Origin of the sequence: Facklamia sp. P13055 (genome assembly GCF_050409445.1) — a bacterium.
Lineage (GTDB): Bacteria > Bacillota > Bacilli > Lactobacillales > Aerococcaceae > Facklamia.
The window spans coordinates 1-22,533 of sequence record NZ_JBNUPL010000023.1 but is presented as its reverse complement, the minus strand read 5'-3'; the positions used below and the strand labels follow the sequence as shown (position 1 = coordinate 22,533).

At 34.9% G+C, this 22,533-nt stretch carries 22 protein-coding genes; 4 read left to right on the top strand and 18 right to left on the bottom strand.

The window, feature by feature from the left end:
• Window positions 1-96 precede the first annotated feature (96 nt).
• From hpf to ACQV2O_RS07455, 4 genes are all read right to left on the bottom strand, one after another.
• Entirely contained in the window at window positions 97-669 is a 573-nt protein-coding gene (hpf, locus tag ACQV2O_RS07470; protein WP_428874175.1) for a ribosome hibernation-promoting factor, HPF/YfiA family, read from the bottom strand.
• A 118-nt stretch (window positions 670-787) separates the two neighbouring features.
• The gene (locus ACQV2O_RS07465) at window positions 788-1,546 is read right to left on the bottom strand and encodes a ComF family protein (RefSeq protein WP_428875439.1); all 759 of its coding nucleotides are present in this window, start codon (window positions 1,544-1,546) and stop codon (window positions 788-790) included.
• Between the two features lie 16 nt (window positions 1,547-1,562).
• Window positions 1,563-2,960 (bottom strand): DEAD/DEAH box helicase, encoded by a 1,398-nt coding sequence (locus ACQV2O_RS07460; RefSeq protein WP_428875438.1) that lies wholly within the window; start codon window positions 2,958-2,960, stop codon window positions 1,563-1,565.
• Window positions 2,961-3,032: 72 nt separating this feature from the next.
• Window positions 3,033-3,905, bottom strand: a complete 873-nt coding sequence (locus ACQV2O_RS07455) for a DegV family protein (protein WP_428874172.1) — start codon at window positions 3,903-3,905, stop codon at window positions 3,033-3,035.
• Window positions 3,906-4,018: 113 nt separating this feature from the next.
• Here ACQV2O_RS07455 and ACQV2O_RS07450 point away from each other — a divergent pair, with 113 nt between their 5' ends.
• A complete protein-coding gene (locus ACQV2O_RS07450; RefSeq protein WP_428874171.1) occupies window positions 4,019-4,660 on the top strand; it encodes a YigZ family protein in 642 nt (213 codons plus the stop codon).
• Window positions 4,661-4,666: 6 nt separating this feature from the next.
• Here ACQV2O_RS07450 and ACQV2O_RS07445 read toward each other — a convergent pair whose 3' ends face one another.
• The 13 genes from ACQV2O_RS07445 to ACQV2O_RS07385 form a co-directional block, all read right to left on the bottom strand.
• Window positions 4,667-5,710, bottom strand: a complete 1,044-nt coding sequence (locus ACQV2O_RS07445) for an MraY family glycosyltransferase (protein ID WP_428874170.1) — start codon at window positions 5,708-5,710, stop codon at window positions 4,667-4,669.
• Between the two features lie 17 nt (window positions 5,711-5,727).
• Window positions 5,728-6,561, bottom strand: a complete 834-nt coding sequence (gene nadE, locus ACQV2O_RS07440; protein ID WP_428874169.1) for an ammonia-dependent NAD(+) synthetase — start codon at window positions 6,559-6,561, stop codon at window positions 5,728-5,730.
• Window positions 6,562-6,574: 13 nt separating this feature from the next.
• Window positions 6,575-8,065 carry a nicotinate phosphoribosyltransferase gene (locus ACQV2O_RS07435; protein ID WP_428874168.1) on the bottom strand — a complete coding sequence of 497 codons (1,491 nt, stop codon included), beginning with the start codon at window positions 8,063-8,065 and terminating at the stop codon, window positions 6,575-6,577.
• 137 nt (window positions 8,066-8,202) lie between these two features.
• Window positions 8,203-9,174: a hypothetical protein gene (locus ACQV2O_RS07430; protein ID WP_428875437.1), complete on the bottom strand. Its 972-nt coding sequence runs from the start codon at window positions 9,172-9,174 to the stop codon at window positions 8,203-8,205.
• Between the two features lie 65 nt (window positions 9,175-9,239).
• Window positions 9,240-10,631, bottom strand: a complete 1,392-nt coding sequence (locus ACQV2O_RS07425; protein WP_428875436.1) for a sugar transferase — start codon at window positions 10,629-10,631, stop codon at window positions 9,240-9,242.
• A gap of 187 nt (window positions 10,632-10,818) precedes the next feature.
• A complete protein-coding gene (locus ACQV2O_RS07420) occupies window positions 10,819-11,802 on the bottom strand; it encodes a ribose-phosphate diphosphokinase (RefSeq protein WP_428874165.1) in 984 nt (327 codons plus the stop codon).
• Between the two features lie 22 nt (window positions 11,803-11,824).
• The gene (glmU, locus tag ACQV2O_RS07415) at window positions 11,825-13,192 is read right to left on the bottom strand and encodes a bifunctional UDP-N-acetylglucosamine diphosphorylase/glucosamine-1-phosphate N-acetyltransferase GlmU (RefSeq protein WP_428874164.1); all 1,368 of its coding nucleotides are present in this window, start codon (window positions 13,190-13,192) and stop codon (window positions 11,825-11,827) included.
• 76 nt (window positions 13,193-13,268) lie between these two features.
• Window positions 13,269-14,099 (bottom strand): pur operon repressor, encoded by an 831-nt coding sequence (purR, locus tag ACQV2O_RS07410; RefSeq protein WP_428874163.1) that lies wholly within the window; start codon window positions 14,097-14,099, stop codon window positions 13,269-13,271.
• Between the two features lie 118 nt (window positions 14,100-14,217).
• Window positions 14,218-15,042, bottom strand: a complete 825-nt coding sequence (locus tag ACQV2O_RS07405) for a metal ABC transporter permease (protein WP_428873159.1) — start codon at window positions 15,040-15,042, stop codon at window positions 14,218-14,220.
• Window positions 15,000-15,695, bottom strand: a complete 696-nt coding sequence (locus tag ACQV2O_RS07400; RefSeq protein WP_428875435.1) for a metal ABC transporter ATP-binding protein — start codon at window positions 15,693-15,695, stop codon at window positions 15,000-15,002. Before ACQV2O_RS07400 ends, ACQV2O_RS07405 begins: the two co-directional genes overlap by 43 nt.
• Before the next feature lie 23 nt (window positions 15,696-15,718).
• A complete protein-coding gene (locus ACQV2O_RS07395) occupies window positions 15,719-16,654 on the bottom strand; it encodes a metal ABC transporter solute-binding protein, Zn/Mn family (protein WP_428873157.1) in 936 nt (311 codons plus the stop codon).
• 151 nt (window positions 16,655-16,805) lie between these two features.
• Window positions 16,806-18,011 (bottom strand): YcjF family protein, encoded by a 1,206-nt coding sequence (locus ACQV2O_RS07390; protein ID WP_428875434.1) that lies wholly within the window; start codon window positions 18,009-18,011, stop codon window positions 16,806-16,808.
• Between the two features lie 20 nt (window positions 18,012-18,031).
• Window positions 18,032-18,730: a zinc metallopeptidase gene (locus tag ACQV2O_RS07385; protein ID WP_428875432.1), complete on the bottom strand. Its 699-nt coding sequence runs from the start codon at window positions 18,728-18,730 to the stop codon at window positions 18,032-18,034.
• Window positions 18,731-19,034: 304 nt separating this feature from the next.
• Between ACQV2O_RS07385 and ACQV2O_RS07380 the strand changes: the two genes are divergently transcribed.
• Both ACQV2O_RS07380 and ACQV2O_RS07375 read left to right on the top strand, forming a co-directional pair.
• A complete protein-coding gene (locus ACQV2O_RS07380; protein WP_428875431.1) occupies window positions 19,035-19,358 on the top strand; it encodes a helix-turn-helix domain-containing protein in 324 nt (107 codons plus the stop codon).
• Between the two features lie 421 nt (window positions 19,359-19,779).
• Window positions 19,780-20,187 (top strand): transposase, encoded by a 408-nt coding sequence (locus ACQV2O_RS07375; RefSeq protein WP_428875430.1) that lies wholly within the window; start codon window positions 19,780-19,782, stop codon window positions 20,185-20,187.
• A 65-nt stretch (window positions 20,188-20,252) separates the two neighbouring features.
• On the opposite strand, the gene ACQV2O_RS07370 is transcribed toward ACQV2O_RS07375, so the two are convergent.
• Window positions 20,253-21,620, bottom strand: coding sequence for a uracil-xanthine permease family protein (locus tag ACQV2O_RS07370; protein WP_428875429.1), 1,368 nt, complete (start codon window positions 21,618-21,620; stop codon window positions 20,253-20,255).
• 170 nt (window positions 21,621-21,790) lie between these two features.
• On the opposite strand from ACQV2O_RS07370, the gene ACQV2O_RS07365 reads away from it, so the two are divergent.
• Window positions 21,791-22,474 carry a hypothetical protein gene (locus tag ACQV2O_RS07365; protein WP_428875428.1) on the top strand — a complete coding sequence of 228 codons (684 nt, stop codon included), beginning with the start codon at window positions 21,791-21,793 and terminating at the stop codon, window positions 22,472-22,474.
• Window positions 22,475-22,533 lie beyond the last annotated feature (59 nt).

Here is a 22,533-nt window from a genome sequence, read left to right as displayed (position 1 = left end):
ATTCCTTCTGCTTTTTAACAATAAAAAATGAAGAGCATTGATAAGCTCTTCATTTAACATTTGATATTCACTATATTCTAAGGATACAACTTAATCTTAATCCATTCTCGCTGTTTCAATTAATCCATATCGACCATCTTTACGGCGGTAAACGATATTAATTTCGTTTGTTTCTCCTTCTTTATATACGAAGAAGTCATGGCCTAGCATATTCATTTGTAAGACTGCTTCTTCTGAATCCATCGGTTTTAAAGCAATTCGCTTTGAACGAACTATTTGTAAATCGGGTTCGCTTTCATCTTCATGATTATTTACATTTGAAGCTTGTACCAAATCTGATGTAGTAATTCCTTCGAAGCCTTTTTCACGTGATTTGCGATTAATTTTAGTCTTATATTTCCGTACTTGTCGCTCTAATTTATCAACTACAAAATCAATACTCGCATATAAATCAGGTGTTGTCTCTTCAGCTCTGAGCACTAAGAAAGATAAAGGAATAGTTACTTCTGCCTTTGCTGTTTTATCAGGATAAACCCTCAAATTTACATAGGCAGTTGCATTCGGTACATCATTGAAAAAACGCTCAAGTTTTGAAACTTTCTTTTCGGCGTATTCTCGAATAGCTTGAGTAACCTCGATATTTTCTCCACGAACATTATAGTTAAACATAAATATCCCTCATTTCCTCTCTATTTGGTCTAAGGCTAATGAGCCATAAACCCAAAAGCTATTACTAGCTTAAAATTATTATAACACATGCCCACATCGATTGAAAGCGCTACACATTCTAAGCAAGTGATTGATTTCTTGCTAAAGTAATACTTTTTAAATCCATTTCTTCTTTAGCAATAGCTTCAAAATGTTGAACTATCTCTAATTTTGCTTGTATCATAGTTGCCCCTGTTGTATAAACATCATCAAAAATCATTAGACCTTTCTTTTCTTTTAATTTTTCTTTTTCTATATTTATCCAAGCAAATGGACGATTGAGTGTTAAACGATCTTTTCGACTTTTTGCTGCTTGTCTAATTTCATTTCCAATGTAATGGAAGGGACAACAATAAGGGATGTGGGCTATTTCTAATAAATATGCGGTCGGATGAAACAATCTCCTTTTCAAGCTTGATTCAGAGCTAGGTAAAATTAACCAAAGGTAGTTTGGATAGTGTTTATATGTTTTCTTTAAGACTTGCTTCATTACATTCGCCATCCGGCAATCTCCATCATATTTATAACGAGTGATCCAATTTTTAAAACCAGCATTGTAGTCAAATAAGGCTTGATTGTTTATTAGCTTTAGAGGATATTTTTGGCGCCAGCGATAACAATCTAGACAGTAATTCTCATCAGTATCTTTGATTCTATAAGTAGTTTGATAGTGGTTGCTACCATCTAATTTTCTTCCACAGGCTCTGCAACTTTCACTCTGATAATGATAAGGAACGAATGATTTTAAACAGTCTGAACACAATGGTTCAAATTCAATAGCTTGCCAGGAAAATAACTGTTGCCAACTTAAATCACGTTTGTAATTTTTCTGGCACATCAAACAGACCCTTTCATCAAGCATTTGCATTTAAAAGTCCTCTCTTGCTCGCTAACTGATTCATTCCCTTAATTTCTATAGCCGCTCTTTTCATTTCTTTTGTAATACCATAATGACCAAAAACAACTTTACCTGATGGATAAGCAGCCTTCCTTCCTACCCTGCCACTCATTTGAACTAAAGCTGATTTAGAAAAAAGAGGGTCCTCAGCACCAAGGACAAACACATGACAGTTTTCAAAAGTTACTCCCCTTTCAAGAATGGATGTAGAGATTAGTATGTCATAATGACCTTTGCGCATTTTTTCTACCTTTTGATGTCTTAGAGGATCTGTTGAATATACATAGGTAAGTCTAAGGCCTTTAAAAAGTTTCTCTAACCACTCAGATAATAGAATTGCCAACTTGATATTGGCTATAAAAATTAGTTTTCGACCTTCAAGCGCAATAAAATGTTTTAGGCTTAAGAGAAGTTTGGAATTCTTTTGTTGATTTACTAAGTTAGTTTTCCAATCTCCCAACCACAAAAATATGGGTTCAACCAAAGGAAAACCATGAAATCGCGCTGGTAAAATGGTCTGGTGAATCAAGCCTTTTTTGACCGCTTCCACAATTTTTTTATCCGGTGTTGCTGTCAGAAAGATTAATTTACCCTTCTTTTTAACTGCTCGATTTACCGCGAAATGTAAACTCTCATTATCAACATAGGGAAAGGCATCTACTTCATCCACTATTACTAGGTCAAAGGCTTGAAAAAACCTTAGCAACTGATGGGTAGTTGCTATTAAAATTTCACAGGGCTCATATTTTGTTTCACTCTTTCCATGAAGCAAAAGAACTTTGACCGAATTAAAAGCAGCTTTAATTCTTGGAAAAAGTTCAATGCACACGTCAACTCTTGGAGAGACTAAAGCTATCTTTCCATCCTTTCTTAATATTTCATCGATTATTGGAAAAAGCATTTCTGTTTTACCAGCTCCCGTTACAGCATGGATTAAATGTGGGTGACTACTATCATCCAATTGTTCCGCAACTTCTTGTGAAGCCTTATTTTGCTGTGGCGAAAGTTTCCCTTGCCAGGTGAGAAAGGATTTTTGATTTCTTATAGTTAAAGGTTGATTGTTTGGTAAATAATAAAGCAAATCGTTACTACAAATTCGTCCCATTTGAAGACACGAACAACAATATATAATCTTCTTTTTATTAAAATAAAACTTATAGTATTGTTGTTGATCTTGACAATTGCACCTGGAACAAAGGATGTGCTTTTGTTTTATTTGTATAGCAGGCATTGCGTGTAGATGATTAAATATCGTCTCTAATTTCCAGCTGGATTGAGAAAGATATTTATCCCAGATTATTGTTACTTCTCTTTGAGTCATTAATTGACCAATAAAATACTCTTTCCACTCCATCAAAAAAATCTCCTTCCATGTCTTTTTATAAAGTACACAGAAGGAGAATAATTAGTGCTATTATTTACTTGTTTAATTAGGATCGTAATTAGGCATTATGGCCAAGCCAATACAACCTTTTCCGGTATGTGTACCGATAACAGGGCCGATCGAGTTAATTTCTATATCAGAGATCGTTAACTCTTTTTCAATTAATTCTACAACCACACTACATTCGTCTTTAGCATTGGCATGTGTCATCATAAGCTGAATACCTTGGGGATATGATTCAATTGCTTCTTTAATTAGTTGAATCCATCTAGCATACACCTTTTTATTAGTACGGATTTTTTCAAAGAGAAGAATATTTCCTTCCTCATCAAAATGCAATAAAGGACGAATTTTAAGCAATTGGCCTAGTGTAGCAAAACCTGCATTTAAACGTCCACCTTTAACTAGGTTCTCTAACTCTTCGACCATCAAATAAGTTTGTGTATGATTTGCTTGCCAAGTTAGTTCAGCCACGATATCTTCTAATTCCTTATCCGCTTCGAGTCCTTTTAAGGCTTTCCTTGCCAAACCTTCAATGACTATGCATGAAGACTTAGAATCGATAATATAACTTTGAATACGATCTTGGTATTCAGTTAGTACCGATTGCGCTAAAGCTAAAGTTCCTGATATTTTTGAAGATAGATGGATAGCTATGACTGCTTGAAAACCTTCTTCAACAATCTGATCCATCAATTGGTAGTAGTCACCTGGATGTGGTTGAGAAGATTTAGGTAATCGATCACTTTTTTCCATATACTGATAAAACCGCGTCTGCTCATCAATATCAGATGAATCTTTAAAAACAGTCCCATCATCAAAAATAACACTAAGATCGACTTGAAAAACGTTTGATTGACTGGCTATTTCCTGGTTTAAATATGCTGTAGAATCTACTATAATTGCTGTTTTCATTTTTCACTACCATTCCCTGTCTGACTAATAATCAGTTGTTTTTTAAATATGTTACACTGTTTAAAGAATCTATATGTTATCTATTATCCTAACATAAATGAAAGGAAAGCTATATGTTTAATTATTTAAGTATCCAAAAAGAAATTGTACATGAAATTGAAATAAAAAAATCTCGTTTTATTTGTTTTCTGTTTCCAATCAAAAGTGAAGAAGAATTTAATCAACACTTGCTTAGTATACAAAAAAAGCATTATAAAGCAAATCACCACTGCTATGCTTTTAGTTTAGAGGCTGACTCAAGTATTCAACGCATGAGTGACGATGGCGAACCAAGTGGTACAGCAGGTCTACCAATGCTTGAAGTTCTTAAAAAAGAGGAATTAACTTTTGTCGCAGCCATTGTTGTTCGCTATTTTGGTGGAAACAAGTTAGGTGCAGGTGGTTTAATTCGCGCTTACACCCAAGTAGTTAGTGAAAGCTGCCAATTGGCCAATAAAATTAAAAATGTTAACCAGACCCTTCTTCAAATTGAAATGGATTATGCACAGCTTGATCGCTTTAATCATAATCTTGCTCAAATGCCTGGCTTACCTTCTGTTCTAACCATCGAATATCTCGAAAAAATTCAAATGACAATCGCTATTCATTCTGACTTCCTAAAGGAATTTGATAGCTATTTAGTCAATTTTTTAAGTGGACAAGTTAAAATAGACAGTTTAGGTAATCGAGATATAAATATACCTTTTAAAACTTAAAAAGATTCATTTGTTTGGAGACTCTTTTCCAATATGCACAGTAAAATAAACCATTGCTACAATCAATACCATTGTCATCACCCATATCAGCCACTTTAAATTAGGAAAGGCATGGAGGGCTAGGGTAATCAATGAAAAAACGGCAGATAAAGCCATCATCATTTTATTGATTGAACTTTCATTATAACCCCTTCGCAGTAACCGATGATGGATATGCTCTTTGTCTCCTTCAGTAACCGGGGTTCGTTGGTGTAAACGCCTCATGAAGGCAAAAACAGTATCAAAAAGTGGAACAGCAAATAAAAGTATTGGAAAAATAAAAGAGTAAAGACTGGCGTTTTTTAGATTAGTAACGGTTAAACTAGCGTACATAAATCCAATAAATAAAGCCCCAGTATCTCCCAACATAATTTTAGCAGGTGGCCAATTAAATATTAAAAAACCAGCAATTGCTGCAAATAAAAATAACAACTTTAATACAAAATCCAATTGAATGGTTAAAGAAAAACCTAAAGTTATTATAACCATTGAAAAAAGACTCACCAGGCTAACACTTGAAGCTAGGCCATCAATCCCATCTAATAAATTTAATGCATTAGTTACTAAATAAATCCATACTATGGTTAAGAGATATTTCAAACCATTAAAAAGTAATGGGTCTTCAAAATTAATGAGTTGAGATGAAAAAGAAATGTCACTATAAAAATAGACATAATGACAGGCGATTAAAATACCGATTGATTTTTTTAAAGCAGATAAATTTAACCTATCATCTAAAACGCCCGTTACAAGGATAATTAAGGAGGCTACAAAAAGACTCCCTTGCTTATCCCAAAGAGTAAAAGGATTTAATAAGTAATAGCTTAACCAATATGCCATAAATACAGCAATACCACCGTAAGCAGGTGGTGTTCTTTTGCTATTATTCTCTCTATTCTTAAAATCAAGGGGCTTTGTAAAATTAAGCAACTTTAATAAGGAATAGGAAAATGCTAATGACAATATGAAAGCAAGCACTACCCTCATTATTATTTCCAGTACAATGGACATTATTTCATCTCCTTAAATCAAGATTCCCTCCAAAACTGATCAAAGACAGTGACTGGCAGATGGCGTTTATGTTGGCTACTTAAGTACCATTTTTCAATTATTGCTGCTTCATGGTCTTTTACTTCACGTCCTGTCAAATAACGATCAATGGTTTGATAAGAAACACCCAACGCTTCTTCATCGGATAACATAGGACGGTCTTCTTCTAAATCGGCTGTCGGTATTTTTTGATAAAGGTCTGCCGGACAGTTTAGGGACTGTAGCAACTGCTTACCCTGATCTTTGGTTAAGCGCCACAAAGGCATTACATCCGCTGCCCCATCTCCATATTTAGTAAAGAATCCTGTGACACTCTCTGCTGCATGGTCACTTCCTACTACAACACCTGAAAACTGTCCTGCTACCGCATATTGCATCACCATACGCTGTCTCGCTTTAATATTTCCTTTATTAAAATCGCTAACTTCAATTTGTTCTTTTTTCAAAGCTTGAACAACTCCTAAAGTCGCCTCTTCAATATTTAGATTTAAAATTCGGTCTGGTGCAATAAAATCTAGAGCCTTTAGTGCATCTTCTTCATCATTTTGGACAGCATAAGGAAGTCGTATAGCAATAAATTGATACTGGTTATCGTTTGTTTCAGTTCGGATTTCTTCAATAGCCATTTGCGATAATTTCCCTGCTAAAGTGGAATCTTGTCCTCCACTAATACCTAATACCAATGACTTTAAACCTGCATTTTGATAGAGATAATCTTTCAAAAAGTTAATAGATCGCCGAATTTCAGCTTCTGGTTCAATCCTTGGTGAAACTTTTAAATTCCCTATGATTTCTTTTTGCAATTGTCTCATATTATTCTCCTTATCAGAATTGATCTGTTTGAAACGCCTCAACTCTTAAATCAACTTGGTCGCGAACCTCTTGTATACTATCCATTTTCAAATCGTATAATTTTTGCGATAAATCAACTGGATAAACTTGTGGATTTAAAATGCGCTTATGCTCTTCCCATAAGCAGTTAATCTTATCCTCTGAATAATCTTTAATAGTTAATATATCTGGTAAATCATATACTTGCTGACCCTCTTTGTATATATCTATTAAAAGTGGACGCGCTTCAAAGTCCTTAACAGTTTTATTGATATAGGTATGAACTGGATGGAACATGAAAAGTTCCTCTAAAAGATCGGGCCTTTCATCTATTAAAGCAATATAGTCACCTTCCACCTTGCCATCTTTTTTTCGAGTAATTCGCCAAACTTGTTTCATACCGGGTGTAGTGATTTTTTCTGTATTGGAAGAAATTTTAATTGTCGGTACAATCTCACCTTTGTCATCTTCGATTCCAACTAATTTATAAACAGCACCTAGAGCAGGCTGGTCATAAGAAGTTATTATTTTAGTTCCAATACCCCAATCGTTGATTTTTGCACCCTGCATTCGTAAGTTTAAAATGGTTTTTTCATCCAAATCATTGGAAGCTATTATGCGCGCTTCGGTGAAACCTGCTTCGTCCAATTGCTCACGAATTTTTTTTGATTGGTAAGCCATATCTCCCGAATCAATTCGAACACCGATAAAATTGATTTTGTCACCCATTTCTTTAGCTACTTTTATAGCGATAGGTATGCCTGAACGTAATGTGTCATAAGTATCTACTAAGAAGACGACATCACGATGCGTTTCAGCATAAGCTCTAAAAGCTTGATACTCATCTCGGTAAGCTTGTACCAAAGAATGAGCGTGAGTACCAGAAACAGGAATACCAAATAATTTCCCAGCCCTAACGTTTGAAGTTGAATCAAAGCCTCCAATAAAGGCTGCACGCGTTCCCCAAATAGCCGCATCCATTTCTTGCGCTCTTCTAGCACCAAATTCAGAAATTTTATCCCCTTCACCCACTACCGAACGAATACGTGATGCCTTTGTGGCAATTAAAGTTTGGAAATTTATTATATTTAAAATAGCTGTTTCAACTAATTGGCACTGACCAAGTGGTCCTTCAACTTGCATCAAAGGTTCGGTTGCATAACAAAGCTCGCCTTCTTGCATAGACCTAACAGATAACTCTAGTTTCATATCTGCCAAGTATTGAATAAATGTTTCGGGGTATATTTCTAAGCTTCTTAGATAATCCAAGTCAGTCGCTGAGAAATGAAATTGATTCAAATAGTGAACAACTCTTTCTAAACCAGCAAAAATAGCGTAGCCATTGTTAAAAGGGTTTTTGCGAAAGTAGACTTCAAAAACAGCCAGTTTTCGATCAATCCCTTTTTCCCAATATGTTTTCAACATATTGATTTGATAAAGATCGGTGTGGGTCATTAAGCTGTCATCAGAATATTTATAGATCATTTTAATCTCCTCAACTGAATAATTTTATTTATTGTATCATACTATTGCCCTCAATGTTGATTCAAAAAGAGTGCATAAGTTATAAGCTCATTATAAAAAAGCCTTTAGTTGAATGCTCAACTAAAGGTTTTTACTAACTACTCTTCTATGGTGTTTTCTTCAGAAGTTTGCATGGCCTCCAAAGGAACCTGAATATTAAAGCTTTGACCATACTGGTCAAAGTCAAAATTAGCCGAAATACTTATAAGCTCTGGTAAATTAGACCGGTCTGTTTGACTCACTGAATCGATAAAAACTTTAGGGTCTGTGTCAATCATAAAGGAAAAGTTCTTTATCAGCCCTGTCACACTCTCATATGTAACAGTCATTTGTGGATTCATATTAAAGAAATCTTCAAACATATCAGGATTCAAGATTTCCCCCAGAGATTCTTCATATTCTCGGTCGATGGGTTGTCCCAGATCTTCTGATTGCTCAATCGCTTTGTTAGCTGATTGCTTAACCAACTGTTTTAAATCGATTGCCTTATCTAAATCATTGTAAAAGCTAGCTCCATTAATATCTTTTTTCAACTTAAAAAGATAATCTTGACCTTTTTCTTCAAATTCAAAGTATTTATCAATAAATGTTTTGGCCTCTGAAGTCATTTCGCTTTCTACTAAGCCATTTGATACATTTTTAAAGGATGCTTGAAGACTATCTAAGATATCTTCTTCTGATACCGTCCATTCTGAAGTCTTCCACTCTTTAGATTGAGTGTTGTAAATATAATTAAATCCTTCTTTAGCATAGCTTTCAAAACCTACAGCCTCTGAACCTACAAATGGAGAAACAATTTTTGCTACCATTTGTAAAGCAATCGGTTGAGCATTTACTAATGCGTCAATTTCTAGGTTTCCAAAATCACTGGTCATATTTTGCGAGGAAATTTTCACACCTACTGTACCTTCCATATGAAAGGATTGGAATTCTTGTTGGTTTGCTTTTACCGCCACATCTTGCCAAGCATCTGAAACTGTTTCTTGAGCACTCACATAAGACTGAGGGATTAGCAGCAGATTAACCATTATCATTAAAAAAAGTGTTTTTACCTTATTACGTTTATTCATAATATCCTCCTTATAATTTACTAGCAAAAGCCTAACATAAACAATAAACAACATCTAGAAATAGCTTACTCATAAATATGAATTTTGGATTGAAAATCCTTCCATGAAGGTTGGCAGAGATCTTCTTGGTCTAAACCTCTTGAAGAAACCTTATCAAATAATATTTTTAATGTTTGAAACAACAATTTAAAATCAAAGGCTAATGAGTAATTTTTAATATAGAGCAGATCAAAGTTTAATTTATTATTAAAGTCTGTAGCATATTTTCCATAGACTTGAGCATAGCCAGTGATTCCTGCACGTACATGATGACGCAATTCATAATAAGCATTTTCTTGACTAAATTGATTAACAAAAAAAGGACGTTCAGGTCGCGGTCCAACGAGCGACATATCACCTTTTAACACATTGATTAATTGTGGAAGTTCATCAATCCGAGTAGTGCGAATAAACTTTCCTACCCTCGTCACTCGTGAATCATTAGAACTAGCTAATACGGGTCCAGATTTTTCTTCAGCCGTTTGAGTCATTGAACGAAATTTTAAAATGTTGAAAGGTTTAGATCCTTTTGTAATTCTAACTTGACGATAAAAAATTGGTCCCCTACTGTCTAGTTTTACAGCTATGGCTGTTATTAACATGATAGGCGAAGCTAAAATTAATAAAAGAAGAGAAGAAGCAATATCAATCGTCCTTTTGATAATAGCTTGTTCAAAAGCAATTGAAAAAGTAGATACTTCAATTAAACTTTCATCTTCAAAGCTCATTATATTTGGATTAACCATCATTAAATTTGCAAAGTTAGTCGATAAAAAGAGCTTTTTGTTATTCCGCATCAAATAATCGTATATTTTTAGTCGTTCTGTTTCTTCGATATAACCAGTAAGGTAAACAATATCGACCGCATCCGATAATTTAACCACACGCTGGTAATAATCTGACAAGACTACATGAGTTACCTCATGTCTACGATTGGTCATTCTATCAAAATTAACCACTGCATTTAACGCCTTTTTATTCTCCCCTACGACTAAAACTCGTTTACGGCCAGATAATCGATGATAAAGGATGTAAGCTACAGCATTAAATAAATATACCAATATTGTCCCTACGAAAAGGTTAAGTAAAATAACAGATCGCGGAAAAGTTAGCCAAGACCCAGCATAAGTAACGGCCATCATAAAAAAAGACAAAAATAATTGAGATAGCATGGTAAAGTAGAAAAGGTCCATTAAAGTTTTATTATAAAATATATAGGTACCAAAGAAGAAGTTGATCAAAATAAAACCTATTGCTATCCAGAAATAACTTGATTCAAAAGCTATAAAATTTCTATAGGGAATTTGGCCTGAAAATTTTAAATAAAAGGATAATAGAATTCCTAAAAGACATACCAGTGAACCCATTATAACTACAACAAAGCGTAATAAATTATTCCATTCTTTTCGATGGTTCATAATAAAACCTCTTTCTTTCCGTTGGTTCTTACTCATTATACCGACTTCTTTAAAAAATAACCATCAACATTTAGTCTGATTAATTTTTACGCTCTCATATATTTGTATTGAAATAACTTAAGCTCGTCCCATCTAATTTAAAGATAGAACGAGCTTAAGCTTCAAATAAAAAATTTACAATTAAAGTCTACTCAATGATAGTGAATTTTTCATTGAAAAGAGGTGAAACAGAACGGTTCTCGTGAATACGTTTAATTGCTTCAGCAATTAAGTGTGCAACAGACACAATTTCAATTTTATCAATTTTTTTGTCTTCAGGCAGTAGAATGGTGTCTGTAACAATTACCTTCTTGATAACAGAAGTTTGCAATCTTTCTAAAGCTGGCCCAGAAAGAACCGGGTGAGTACAGGTGGCATAAACTTCTTTGGCTCCACGATCAATCAAAGCTTGAGCAGCGATTGTAATTGTTCCTGCCGTATCAATCATGTCATCAATTATCACTGCTGTTTTATCTTTAACATCTCCAACAATACTCATCACTTCTGCAACGTTAGGACGTGGGCGACGTTTATCAACAATAGCAATTGGTGCCTTTAAAAATTCTGCTAGTTTTCGTGCACGAGTTACGCCGCCATGGTCAGGTGATACAACAACAACATCATCGCCAAAAAGTTTGTTATCAATAAAGTAATTTGCCAGTAAAGGAGCACCTAATAAATGATCTACAGGTATATCGAAAAACCCTTGAATTTGGGCAGCGTGTAAATCCAATGCCACTACACGGTCTGCTCCTGCTTGCTCTAACATATTTGCTACCAATTTAGCTGTAATTGGTTCACGAGACTGTGCTTTACGGTCTTGACGTGCATAACCATAGTAAGGAAGCACTACATTGATTGTTTTTGCTGATGCGCGACGCAAAGCATCAATCGTAATTAATAATTCCATTAAATTATCATTAACTGGTGAGGAGGTCGATTGTACGATATATACATGTGCCCCCCTAGTCGATTCATCAATATTTACACGTATCTCTCCATCAGCAAACCTAGATAAAGAAATTTCACCTAATTCTACTCCAACAGCTTTTGCAATTGCTGCCGCTAACTTTTCGTTAGAACTTAATGCAAAGATCTTTAATTTTGGATCCTTATAGTGTTCACTTGCCAACCAAATCCCTCTTTCCTTAAATTTATTTATTGATGTATTTAGTCCAATAACCTAACTTATTAACCTGTTCGCTACGTGAAATAGCTAAGGCTTCCGCTTCAACATCCTTTATAATAGTTGAACCAGCAGCTATAAAGGCACGGTCCCCAATCTCAAGTGGAGAGACGATATTAGAGTTACTTCCAAGAAATACTTGATCGCCGACTTTCGAACGATATTTTCTTTTACCATCATAGTTACAAAAAATAACACCACAGCTTACATTGACATCTTTTCCTAATTCAGCATCACCGATATAGGCTAAGTGACCTGCTTTGGTATCTTTACCTAGTTGAGAATTTTTAACTTCAACAAAATTCCCAATACGGACGCCCTCTGCCAAATAGCTATTCGGTCTTAAATGCGCAAAAGGTCCTATTTTTGCTTTATCTTCAACCTTTGATTTCTCAATAACTGACTGAGTAATTATTACTGAGTCCCCTACTTGGCTATCTACAATCTCACTGTTGGCACCAATTCTTACTGATTTACCAATAAATGTTTCGCCCTTAAGCTGAACTCCCCCCTCAATCACCGTATCTTCACCAATTTTTACATCCGCTTCAACATAAGTCATTTCAGGATTAATAAAGCTCACGCCATTTCGCATATGATTTGTAATGATACGTCGGTTCATTAGCTGCTGAGCTTTAGAAAGCGCTACTCGATCATTCACTCCAATTGATTCTGCAAAATCATCCATATTAAAAGCATGAACTTTTTTTCCTTGTTTTTGAAGAATTTCAATAATATCTGGTAAATAATACTCGCCCTGGGCATTCCGATTGCTCACTGATTTCAAAGCTTTAAACATACTTAAATTATCAAAAATGTAGGTCCCTGTATTAATCTCATCTATAATAAGTTCTTTTGACGAAGCGTCTTTTTGCTCCACAATTTTAAGAACTTGGCCTTCATCATCACGAACAATTCGACCATAACCAGTAGGATCTGAGGTTCTTGCAGTCAAAACGGTTGCTTTTGAACCTGTGCTTTCATGATGCTCAAAGAGTTTAGTTAATGTTTCTCCTGACAATAAGGGTGTATCTCCACATATAACTAAGGTACTTCCTTTTTCATTTGCCAGAAGATTCTCAGCTTGGAGTACTGCATGACCTGTTCCTAATTGCTCGGATTGAAAAGCAAAATCAGTAAGGTTTTTTAATTCTTCTTTCACTAAATCTGCCCCATTACCAACAATAGTTACGATCTGCTCGGCACGACTTTCCAAGACTGATCGAACAACATGTTCTGCCATGGAAATTCCACTAATTTTATGGAGAACTTTAGGTAAGGCTGACTTCATGCGTGTACCTTTGCCAGCTGCTAAAATAACCGCCATTCTTTTCATTCACTCACACTCCTTCTATCTGCGACATTTACCCTTATATTATATCTATTTAAGGACCATATGGCTATGCAGTTTCCTAATTAAAAAAATTTCCTGCTTCAATTTCCAATTGATAATGACCTAACTCATTGTTATAACGTAATTGAGTTTCAAAAAGAGCGTGATAATTTGGAATACTCATTCGATTTTTTACCTTATTCTCTGCAAAAACGCATATTCCAGCTGCTTGCGAATCAAATTCTTCAATTAAATTTAAAAGCCCTGTTAATGTTCCGCCATTACGAAGAAAATCATCCACAATTAATACACGACTTTGCGATTGCAAAGCTGACTTCGAGAGTTCCATTTTCTTAACAGTCTGCGTAGAACCCGAAGTATAATTAATCGAAATGGTTGATCCTTCTCCAGAGGTAGATTCTCGACGTACCACAACATAAGGTTTGTTTAGATATAATGCTACTGCCGCTGCTAATCCTATCCCTTTAGCTTCTATGGTAAGAATGGTATCAATCTCTTTATCTGCATATTTAGCTGCAATAAGTTGAGCAATCGGATTTAAAACACTCGGATCTTGTAGTAGGTCATTCACGAAAATATAGTTTCCTGGGAGAATTCTCTTACCTTGAGAGAGTCGCTCTTTTACTTGACGCTGAATAATTTCAACTTCCTCTCCCGACAGATGTGGACGAAAAATAACACCTCCTGTTTTACCAGTCAATGTTTCAAGTTGCCCTAGTTGCATTTCATCAAAAACTCCTCTGACCATTCCCAAATCTTCACTAATTGATGATTTAGCACATTGAAATTTATGCGCAAAATCTTGTAAGTTTAAGAGTTGGTTGGGATTATTCATTAGTTGTTGGGTAATTGCTATTAAGCGCTGGTTTCGTTTATATTTTTTTATCATTTATAAAAAGCCTCCTTTTCCAAACATTAAGCAAACTTTATCATTATTTGTTCGAATTTTCAACAAAAAATCTCTATCGAAAAAGAGTTCTAACAGCTGTTAGAACTCTTAAAAATTATCAATGCTTATGTTTGCGTAAGTATCTTTGTAGGCTTTGAACAACAGCTACTAAAACGAATATCAAAATAAATATTAAAGTAATAGATGCTCCAGGAGGGGTGTCTAATCTGTAGGAAGCGAATAATCCCAAGTAAATTCCCACGATGTTTATCACAAAACCAATCGCTATTGCTTGTTCAAAGGACCTAGAAAGTCTAATAGCTGTTGAAGAAGGAATCACAATTAATGCTGATACTAATAAAACACCAACAATTGGCATCATAATGGAAATAGCAACCCCTGTTAAAATTGAAAAACAAGTTGAAATAAAACGAACCGGCAGTCCTGCTGTTTTAGCAGTAGCTTCATCAAAAGATATAATATAAAGTGGTTTTCTAAAAATTAGATATAAGCATAAAATCACCAGCGCTAGTCCAATTAATAAATAAACCTCTTGGTCTTGAATTAAGATAATCGATCCAAACAGATATTGGTCTACTTTAAATACACCACTATTGGAATTAAAGCTTAGAAGAAACAAGGCTAAAGCCATACCAGTGGACATCATTAAAGCCACAGATATTTCAGTGAAATGTCTATACACCGTTCTAAGATACTCAATTCCCAGTGAAGCAATCACAACAATCACTATGGTCGAGTATGTAGGTTGGATACCTAGTATAATTCCTAAAGCAACTCCAGCTAAAGAAATATGAGATAAGGTATCTGCCATTAAAGATTGCCTTCTGAGAATGAGGAAGAGACCTAAAATAGGTGTTATAAAGGACATGGCTAATCCTGCTATAAAGGCGCGTTGGATGAAGTCATACTGAAACATCTCCAAGGAGAACCCTCCTCTCTAATTAAGCGAATTTCACGATCATAGAAGCCTTCAATTTCATCATCAGCATGTGTCACCATCATGATGGATTTACCATGATGCTTGGTAAGATGTTGCAAAAGTTGATAGAACTTTCGGCGTGATTGGCTATCCATACCGTTTGTCGGTTCATCTAAAACATATAAATCTGGATCCAATGCAAAAATGCGCGCTAAAATAATCCGCTGTTTTTGGCCGCCTGAAAGTTGCCCGATTAATTTATCTCGCATATTCGCCATACCCACTGCTTCAAGGGCACGATCAACGTGTTCATAATCTTCAGCATCTAAAGATTTAAACCATCTATTTTGACTGTAACGACCCGACTCTACAAAGCGCTGAACCGTGCTAGGGAAGCCTGAATTAAAGGCGGAAATGTTTTGTGCAACATAACCCAACGATAGCTTATCTCCTGCTTTATTTTTTTTGGCAATACTTATTTCTCCTGTTGCTGGCTTTAACAGACCGATAATATTTTTAACTAACGTTGACTTAGCCGCTCCATTTTCTCCCGTTAAAATAACAAATTCTCCGGATGCGATATCAAAAGTGATATTATTCAAAACTTTTTCTTCTTCATAATAAAAAGACAAGTTTTTAACGGATAACACCTTCATTTTTGGCCTCCTTACACTAGTTTCTAATTTTGAAGTAGTTGTTCAAGATTTTTACGCATTAATGTAAAATAGTTTTCCCCTGCTGCTGCCTCTTCCTCAGAAACTAATTCCAAAGTTCTTAAGGGCAGTAATTCTGCTTTAGTAGAGCTTGCTACTGTTTGAGCAATCTTAGAATCAATAGCAGGGTCAACATAGATTTTGTTCACTTGTTTTTCTGCTAATAGCTTTTGCATTTCAGCAATTTGTTTGGCTGAAGGTTCTTGATCTGAAGAAAGTCCTCCAATTGAAATTTGCTCTAAACCATAGGCCTGAGCTAAATAGCTAAAAGCTTTATGTTGAACCACGATGGTTTTATTTTCTAAATCTTTTAATTTAGTCTGAAATTCTGTATTTAATGCTTCAAGTTTTTCAACCAAAGCCTTACAGTTCTCTTCATAGACCTTCTGATTATCAGGATCTATTTCTATCATTGCCTCTTTAATGTTTTTGGCTTGTTGACTATAAACCATTGGGTCTAACCAGGTATGAGGGTCAAATTCATGAACGTGTCCTTCGTGACCATGCTCTTCACCTTCATGATCGTGCTCTTCACCATCACCGGATAACAAATCAATGCCGTCGGTTGATTCTAAAACTTTGGTAGTATCTAAATCAACTAAAGACATTAAATCCTTTATAAAAAATTCCATTTCATCATCTTGATAAATAAATAGATCACTTTCTTGAACTTTAATTGCAGCTTGTGCACTTGCTTCATAAGCGTGAGCATCTTGATTGGCATCTAGTAGCATAGAAACCTCCATTTTATCTCCTGCTATTTCTGAAGCCAAAAAGTACACTGGATAAAAAGTGGCCATAACTTTTGGCCTATCTTGTGCAGAAACAATTTTAAAAGTTGTATGACCTACCATCGCTAGACTTAAAAAGATAGTAGCTATTATTTTCATTAGTTTATTCATATTATTTTACCCTCCGTTTAAATAGTAATAGTTACATATATCTTTATGTATAGTATCTTCCTACTAGAAGTTTGTCAAGGTAAATTTTAAGATATAATTCACTAAAAAAGCGGTAAGTCCTCTATTAAGAAGGCAAACCGCTAAATTGATATTACTCGTATTGATCTAAACTGTTAGTCATCCATTCTGGTAATGAATCTTTGACCTTGTCGGGAAATCGATGACTGATTGTTTCGAGCTCCTGACCAAATGTCTTGCGCATCAAAGCTGTTATCTCCTTAGGTAATAACTTTTTCCCTTGGTTCTCTGCAATCGTTATCTGCTTTAGTATTTCAATGTATGAATAAGCTAATGCTAGAGTAACAGTTGAGGCAGTAAAACCATTAACCATTCCTCCTGTAACTGATCCCACTCCTGGCACCCATTTAGCAGCTGACGAAGCTAGGTACTTACCCACCATACTCGCTAAACCTGTCCCTCCTACCCCAGCCATCATACTAACAATTTGTTTTTTATCGATAGACAAGCCGAATATACTAGTAATGTGAGCTAGCATTGTAATTTGGATAGGAACTAAAAGAGCTGAGTCAGCAATCGGTAAGGGGGTTAGACCAATTCCAAAAGTTGTTTTCATATACTTGTTTGCCCAACTTCTAGATTGAGCTATTTTTAAAGCCAAGTCTACTCGTTGGGCATTAATAAAAGCCTTCTCTACCTCTTCCGGAACAAACTCATAACTATGTTTAGTCAACTCTTCTAAGCCATAAGCTTTAATTTTTTGGCCACCTGCTAATTCAAAGTCTTTGGCTAAAACAGGAATAACCACTTGGACTTGAGGGACTGCTTTTTTAACAGAATCTTTAAAGCCTTTAATATCCTCACCAATTGCTTGTGTTAAGACCACAATAACCGGCAGTTCTTGAGCCAGCATTGCAATTAGGGTAATTTCTTGCGGTTCAATTCTTGCCATCGTCGCATGGATACAATAGTAAACCAAGTGAATAGGCTCTACCGCATCGCCTTTTTTAGCGTCCTTTACTAAATGAAGTAAGTGTTGGATACTTTCATCTTGCGACTTTGAATGTAACTCTAATCCTTTAGTATCATAGATAACTAGTGGTAAGCCTTTTTTAGTTATTTTCTGGACCTTTTGAGTCACTGGAAGACCTACTCCTGTTGAAGCAATATTTTCTCTAAAAAGAGCGTTCACAAGAGTGGATTTTCCCGATCCCGTTTTACCAGCGAGTAAAATGCGAATGGGCTCCATCTTTTCCACTTCCTGATCTGCTTGCCTTAATAGATCAAGTGCTAAGTTAAGATTTAAAGGACTAGTCTTAAATTTCTTCCATAAATCCATAATTCGCCTCCATCTATGCCTTAATTCCTACGCGAGCGATTAGATAAAATTATTAGCCTTAAAATTTGTAAAGCCGTTGAAAAAGTAGCCGCTATATAAGTAAGGGCTGCTGCATTCAAAACTTTACGAGCAGCGGGCAACTCCCCTTGAGTGAAGATATCTAGCTGTTCCAAAGAAATTAAAGCCCGTTTACTTGCATCTAGTTCAACCGGTAAAGTTACTATTTGAAATAATAAAGCCGTTGATAGTGCAATGATACCAATTGTTACCAATCCCATCATTTGGAAAAGAAAACCCAAAATGATAATTGGCATACCAATCATTGAGCCAAATTGTGATACAGGAACTAAAGCTGATCTTAATTTTAGAAATTGGTAGTTCTTAGAATCTTGCACGGCATGACCACACTCGTGAGCTGCAACTGCTACCGCTGCTACAGAGCTGTTGCTATAAGTAGCTTCCGATAATCTTAAGATTTTCTCTTTGGGACTGTAGTGGTCTGTTAAGTTCCCAGCTACTCTTTCAACTCTCACATCTTGAATTTGATTTGCTTGCAGAATTAATTCCGCGGCTTCTTGTCCACTTATATTACGCTCACTCATTAATTCGCTGTATTTAGCAAAGGTTGATTTAACCTTCCATTGAGCATACATTACAATAGCCATACCTATTAGTATTAAAATATATGTTGAATCAAAATAAAAACCGTAGGGGTACATTGAATTCCTCCTTTAAAGTTCAAACACTATAAACAGTATTCTATCAAAACTTCCTTTGGTTTTCTATTTTAGTAACTTTTAGATGAAAATTTCCCAGTCCTGATACTTAAATTAAAAAACATTTAGAAATGTACTGACCCCTTAAACCCGAACAAGGATTTAGGGGGGTTGTATGGCAAAATATAATTTTGAATTTATATTATAGTTAGTAAGAGAAATCGAAGAAGGATATGAAAGAAAATTTCTTTCAAGAAGGTCTGGAGTCAAAGCTTCAAACGTTTCTAATTGGATAAGACAAGATAAAATGTATGGAGAAAATGGACTTAGAAAATCTATGTCTAAAACTAAATACAGCGGAGAATTAAAAAAATCTGTAATAAAATATAGGCAATACAATGAACTATCCTATAGAGAAACAGCAGAGTACTTTAAAATTAATAATCCTTCAATAATTGCTAATTGGAAAAGAAAATATAAACAAGAAGGTTTTGAAGGATTCAATGCTAATGAAGGAAGACCTATAAAGAACGGGGATACGACTATGTCTAAAAACACCGATAAATCAAATGAAATTAAGAAGTTAAAAAAATCAAAGAGAAGAATTAATAGAGCTAAGGCAAAGAAATGAATATCTTGAAGCAGAAATACTCTATCTAAAAAAGTTAGATGACTTAATTCAAAAGAAAAAATCTCAAACAAAAAAAGACAAAAATAGTACTTGAAATAGGCTAGTTAAACCGGATATTAAGTTAAAAATATGGCTTGATATAGCAAAACTACCAAGAACATCTTTCTACGAATGGAAAGAAAAGCAAGATAGAGTTAACCATAAAAGAGTATTAAGAATCATGAAAGTTAGTAAACCTCTATGTAAAAAATTCCACACAAGAACAATGAAATATAGCTCATATAGAGGAGAAATAGGTAGGATAGCAGATAACAAATTAAATAGAAACTTCAAAGTAGAAAAAGCTAATGAAGTATGGGTGAGTGATATAACAAAACTTAAAGTTAAATCTTCTGAAAACAGGTTATAACTATCACCAATAATGGATTTATTTAACTGTGAAATAATATCATATCATTTAAATATATCACCTACTGTATATTTTACCAATAAGTCCTTAGAAGATGCTGTAAAGAAACTTCCACAAGATCACCATTTAATAGTTCATACAGATCAAGGATTTCATTATCAACCTAAGTCATGGGTAAAAATCCTTGAAGATAACACTATAAAACAAAGTATGTCAAGACGAGCTAATTGTCTAGACAATTCGCCTATGGAAAACTTCTTTGGGCTTCTAAAACAAGAAATATTTTATGCGATTAAGTATGATAGTATAGATGAATTAGCTGAAGAAATAAAAAGATCTATTTATTGGTATAACCATCATAGGCTAAAAGAAAAATTAAACGGCCTTTCACCTATTGAATATAGGTTGCAGGCCGCATAATTAATTTTAATATTATTGTTCGTGTTTATGGGTTCACATCAAAATTCTAAATGCTTAATTATTTTTTATTTTAATTCAGGTAACATAGCATTCAAAGTAATTCCTACCAGTGCACTTAAGGCTGTTCCGGAAACAACAAATGAGCCTCCCAAATCTAAAACAGCTCCCCCCAATCCGATAACCAACATAGCTGAAGCAATAATTAAATTTCTAGATTGTGAAAAGTCAGTGTGATCTTTTATTAATACCTTCAGACCATTACTAGCAATCACACCATACAATAGAATCGACATTCCTCCCAATACTGCGGAAGGTATTGATGCCACTAAAGCATTAAATTTGCCAAAGAAAGATATCAAAATAGCTAGAAAAGCTGCATTTCTAATGACACTAACAGATGCAATTCTTGTTAAAGCAATCACACCAGAGTTTTCACCATAAGTCGTGTTTGCAGGACCACCAATTAAAGCTGAAACGAAAGTAGCTAACCCATCTCCTGCTAAAGTTCGGTGTAATCCTGGCTTTGATAAAAAATTACGATCACAAATTTCACTAAGAACCACATGATCACCTGTATGCTCAGCAATGGTAACCAAAGCAATTGGTAAAATCGCCCAGGCTTCTGGTCCAAAATAAAACTTATATTGTTGCCAATTTGCAACAGGTGTAGCAAATGGAAGGGATAAATCCGGCAAACGAATCCAACTAGCTTCTATTACGGGAGTATAATCAACGATTCCAACCATTAACGAAAGAAGATAGCCGCCAATAATAGCGATTAAGAATGGAATTACTTTAAAGAAGCCTTTACCAAATATCTGCATGTAAACTGAAATGAGTAGCGTTCCTACTGAAACGAAAATGTTTCGCCAATCCCCACCCGATACAAAGCCAGCATTATTTACTGCAGAAGAAGCTAATCCTAAACCGATAACAATAATCATCGGCCCAATAACAATCGGTGGTAATATTTTATTCAACCAATCGGTGCCGGTATACTTGATTACTCCAGCAATCACAACGTAAAATAAACCGACCATCATGATTCCAGTTTGCGCTGCAGAAACATCCCCATCTAGTTGTTCCATTGCTAAAGCCATGGCAGCAATATAAGCAAAAGAGGATCCCAAATAAACAGGCACCTCCCCTTTTGTTATAGTAAGGTAAATCAATGTTCCTATCCCACTTGCTAACAAAGCAGTTGAAACAGATAGCCCTAAAATTAAGGGAACTAAGATCGTTGCTCCAAACATAGCAAAAACATGTTGAAAACTTAATAATAATCCTTTGGTAAACTCCGGCTTTTCGTGAGGTTGCAGCAATAGCGTCATTTTATCTTTTGAATTTTCCATTTTAATCTCCTTATATGAAGGCATAAAAAAGAGCCCTTTATTTGAAAATAAGGACTTAAAATACTCAGTAGACTTTGGCATCCTCGCTGGAATGCATTAAAAGTCCTTACATTTCTAATCGATTTTATCATTGTTTGACCAAGTTGTCACACTCTTTTTAGGATTTAATTTAGTAATTTGTTATCAACTTGTTACCTAATATCCATATTTTTCTGATACACTGATGGAACGAAACAAAAAGGAATGATTTCATGAAAAAAATACTTAGCCTTATGATTGCATCTCTTTTATTATCTGCCTGTCAGATTTTCCAATACTTTCAAGAACCAACCGCTAATGAGAAAAATGAACAATCAGAATTGGCTGCTGTCTCCCAAGACCAAATAACTAGTCAAACAACTGAAAACCTTGAATCAGAAGATAGCCAAAAGGAGCAAACAGAAAAAAATAAACAGAGCAATACAGCCCCTCGCTTTTTAAAAGAGAAATTAAGCGTTTCTTCTGATTTCCCTAATTTGACACTTCCAGATGAAGTGCCTCAAGATATTAATCAAGCCATGGAAAGCTATTATCTAAATAATTTTACAAATCAAGAGCAACAAGTTAATAAAAATAAAGTAGCAAGTAAGGATTTGAATCAAATCCTTACACAAATTAATTCGGAGGAAGATTTAAGCCAACTAGATGTTTCTATTGATCAAAGCCAATTCCAAATCAATGGAGAAACAATCTTTATTCCTCGCATCATCGTACCCTTAACTTACCAAGAAGCCGAAAAGATTGCCAGTGATAACGATACACGTTTAATAAACCACGCTTTAACACAAGTAGGAAACCGATTAGTGCTATTAGCTTATTATCGTCCTCAAACAAAGGAACTTATTCCTATGCATCTAGTCAATTCAACACACTCACTCTTTTTCTATCAGCAATAAGCATAAGGGGCTGTATCATAAGTCTCAAACCGAAAAACCACTATAAACGTTGTTTAAAC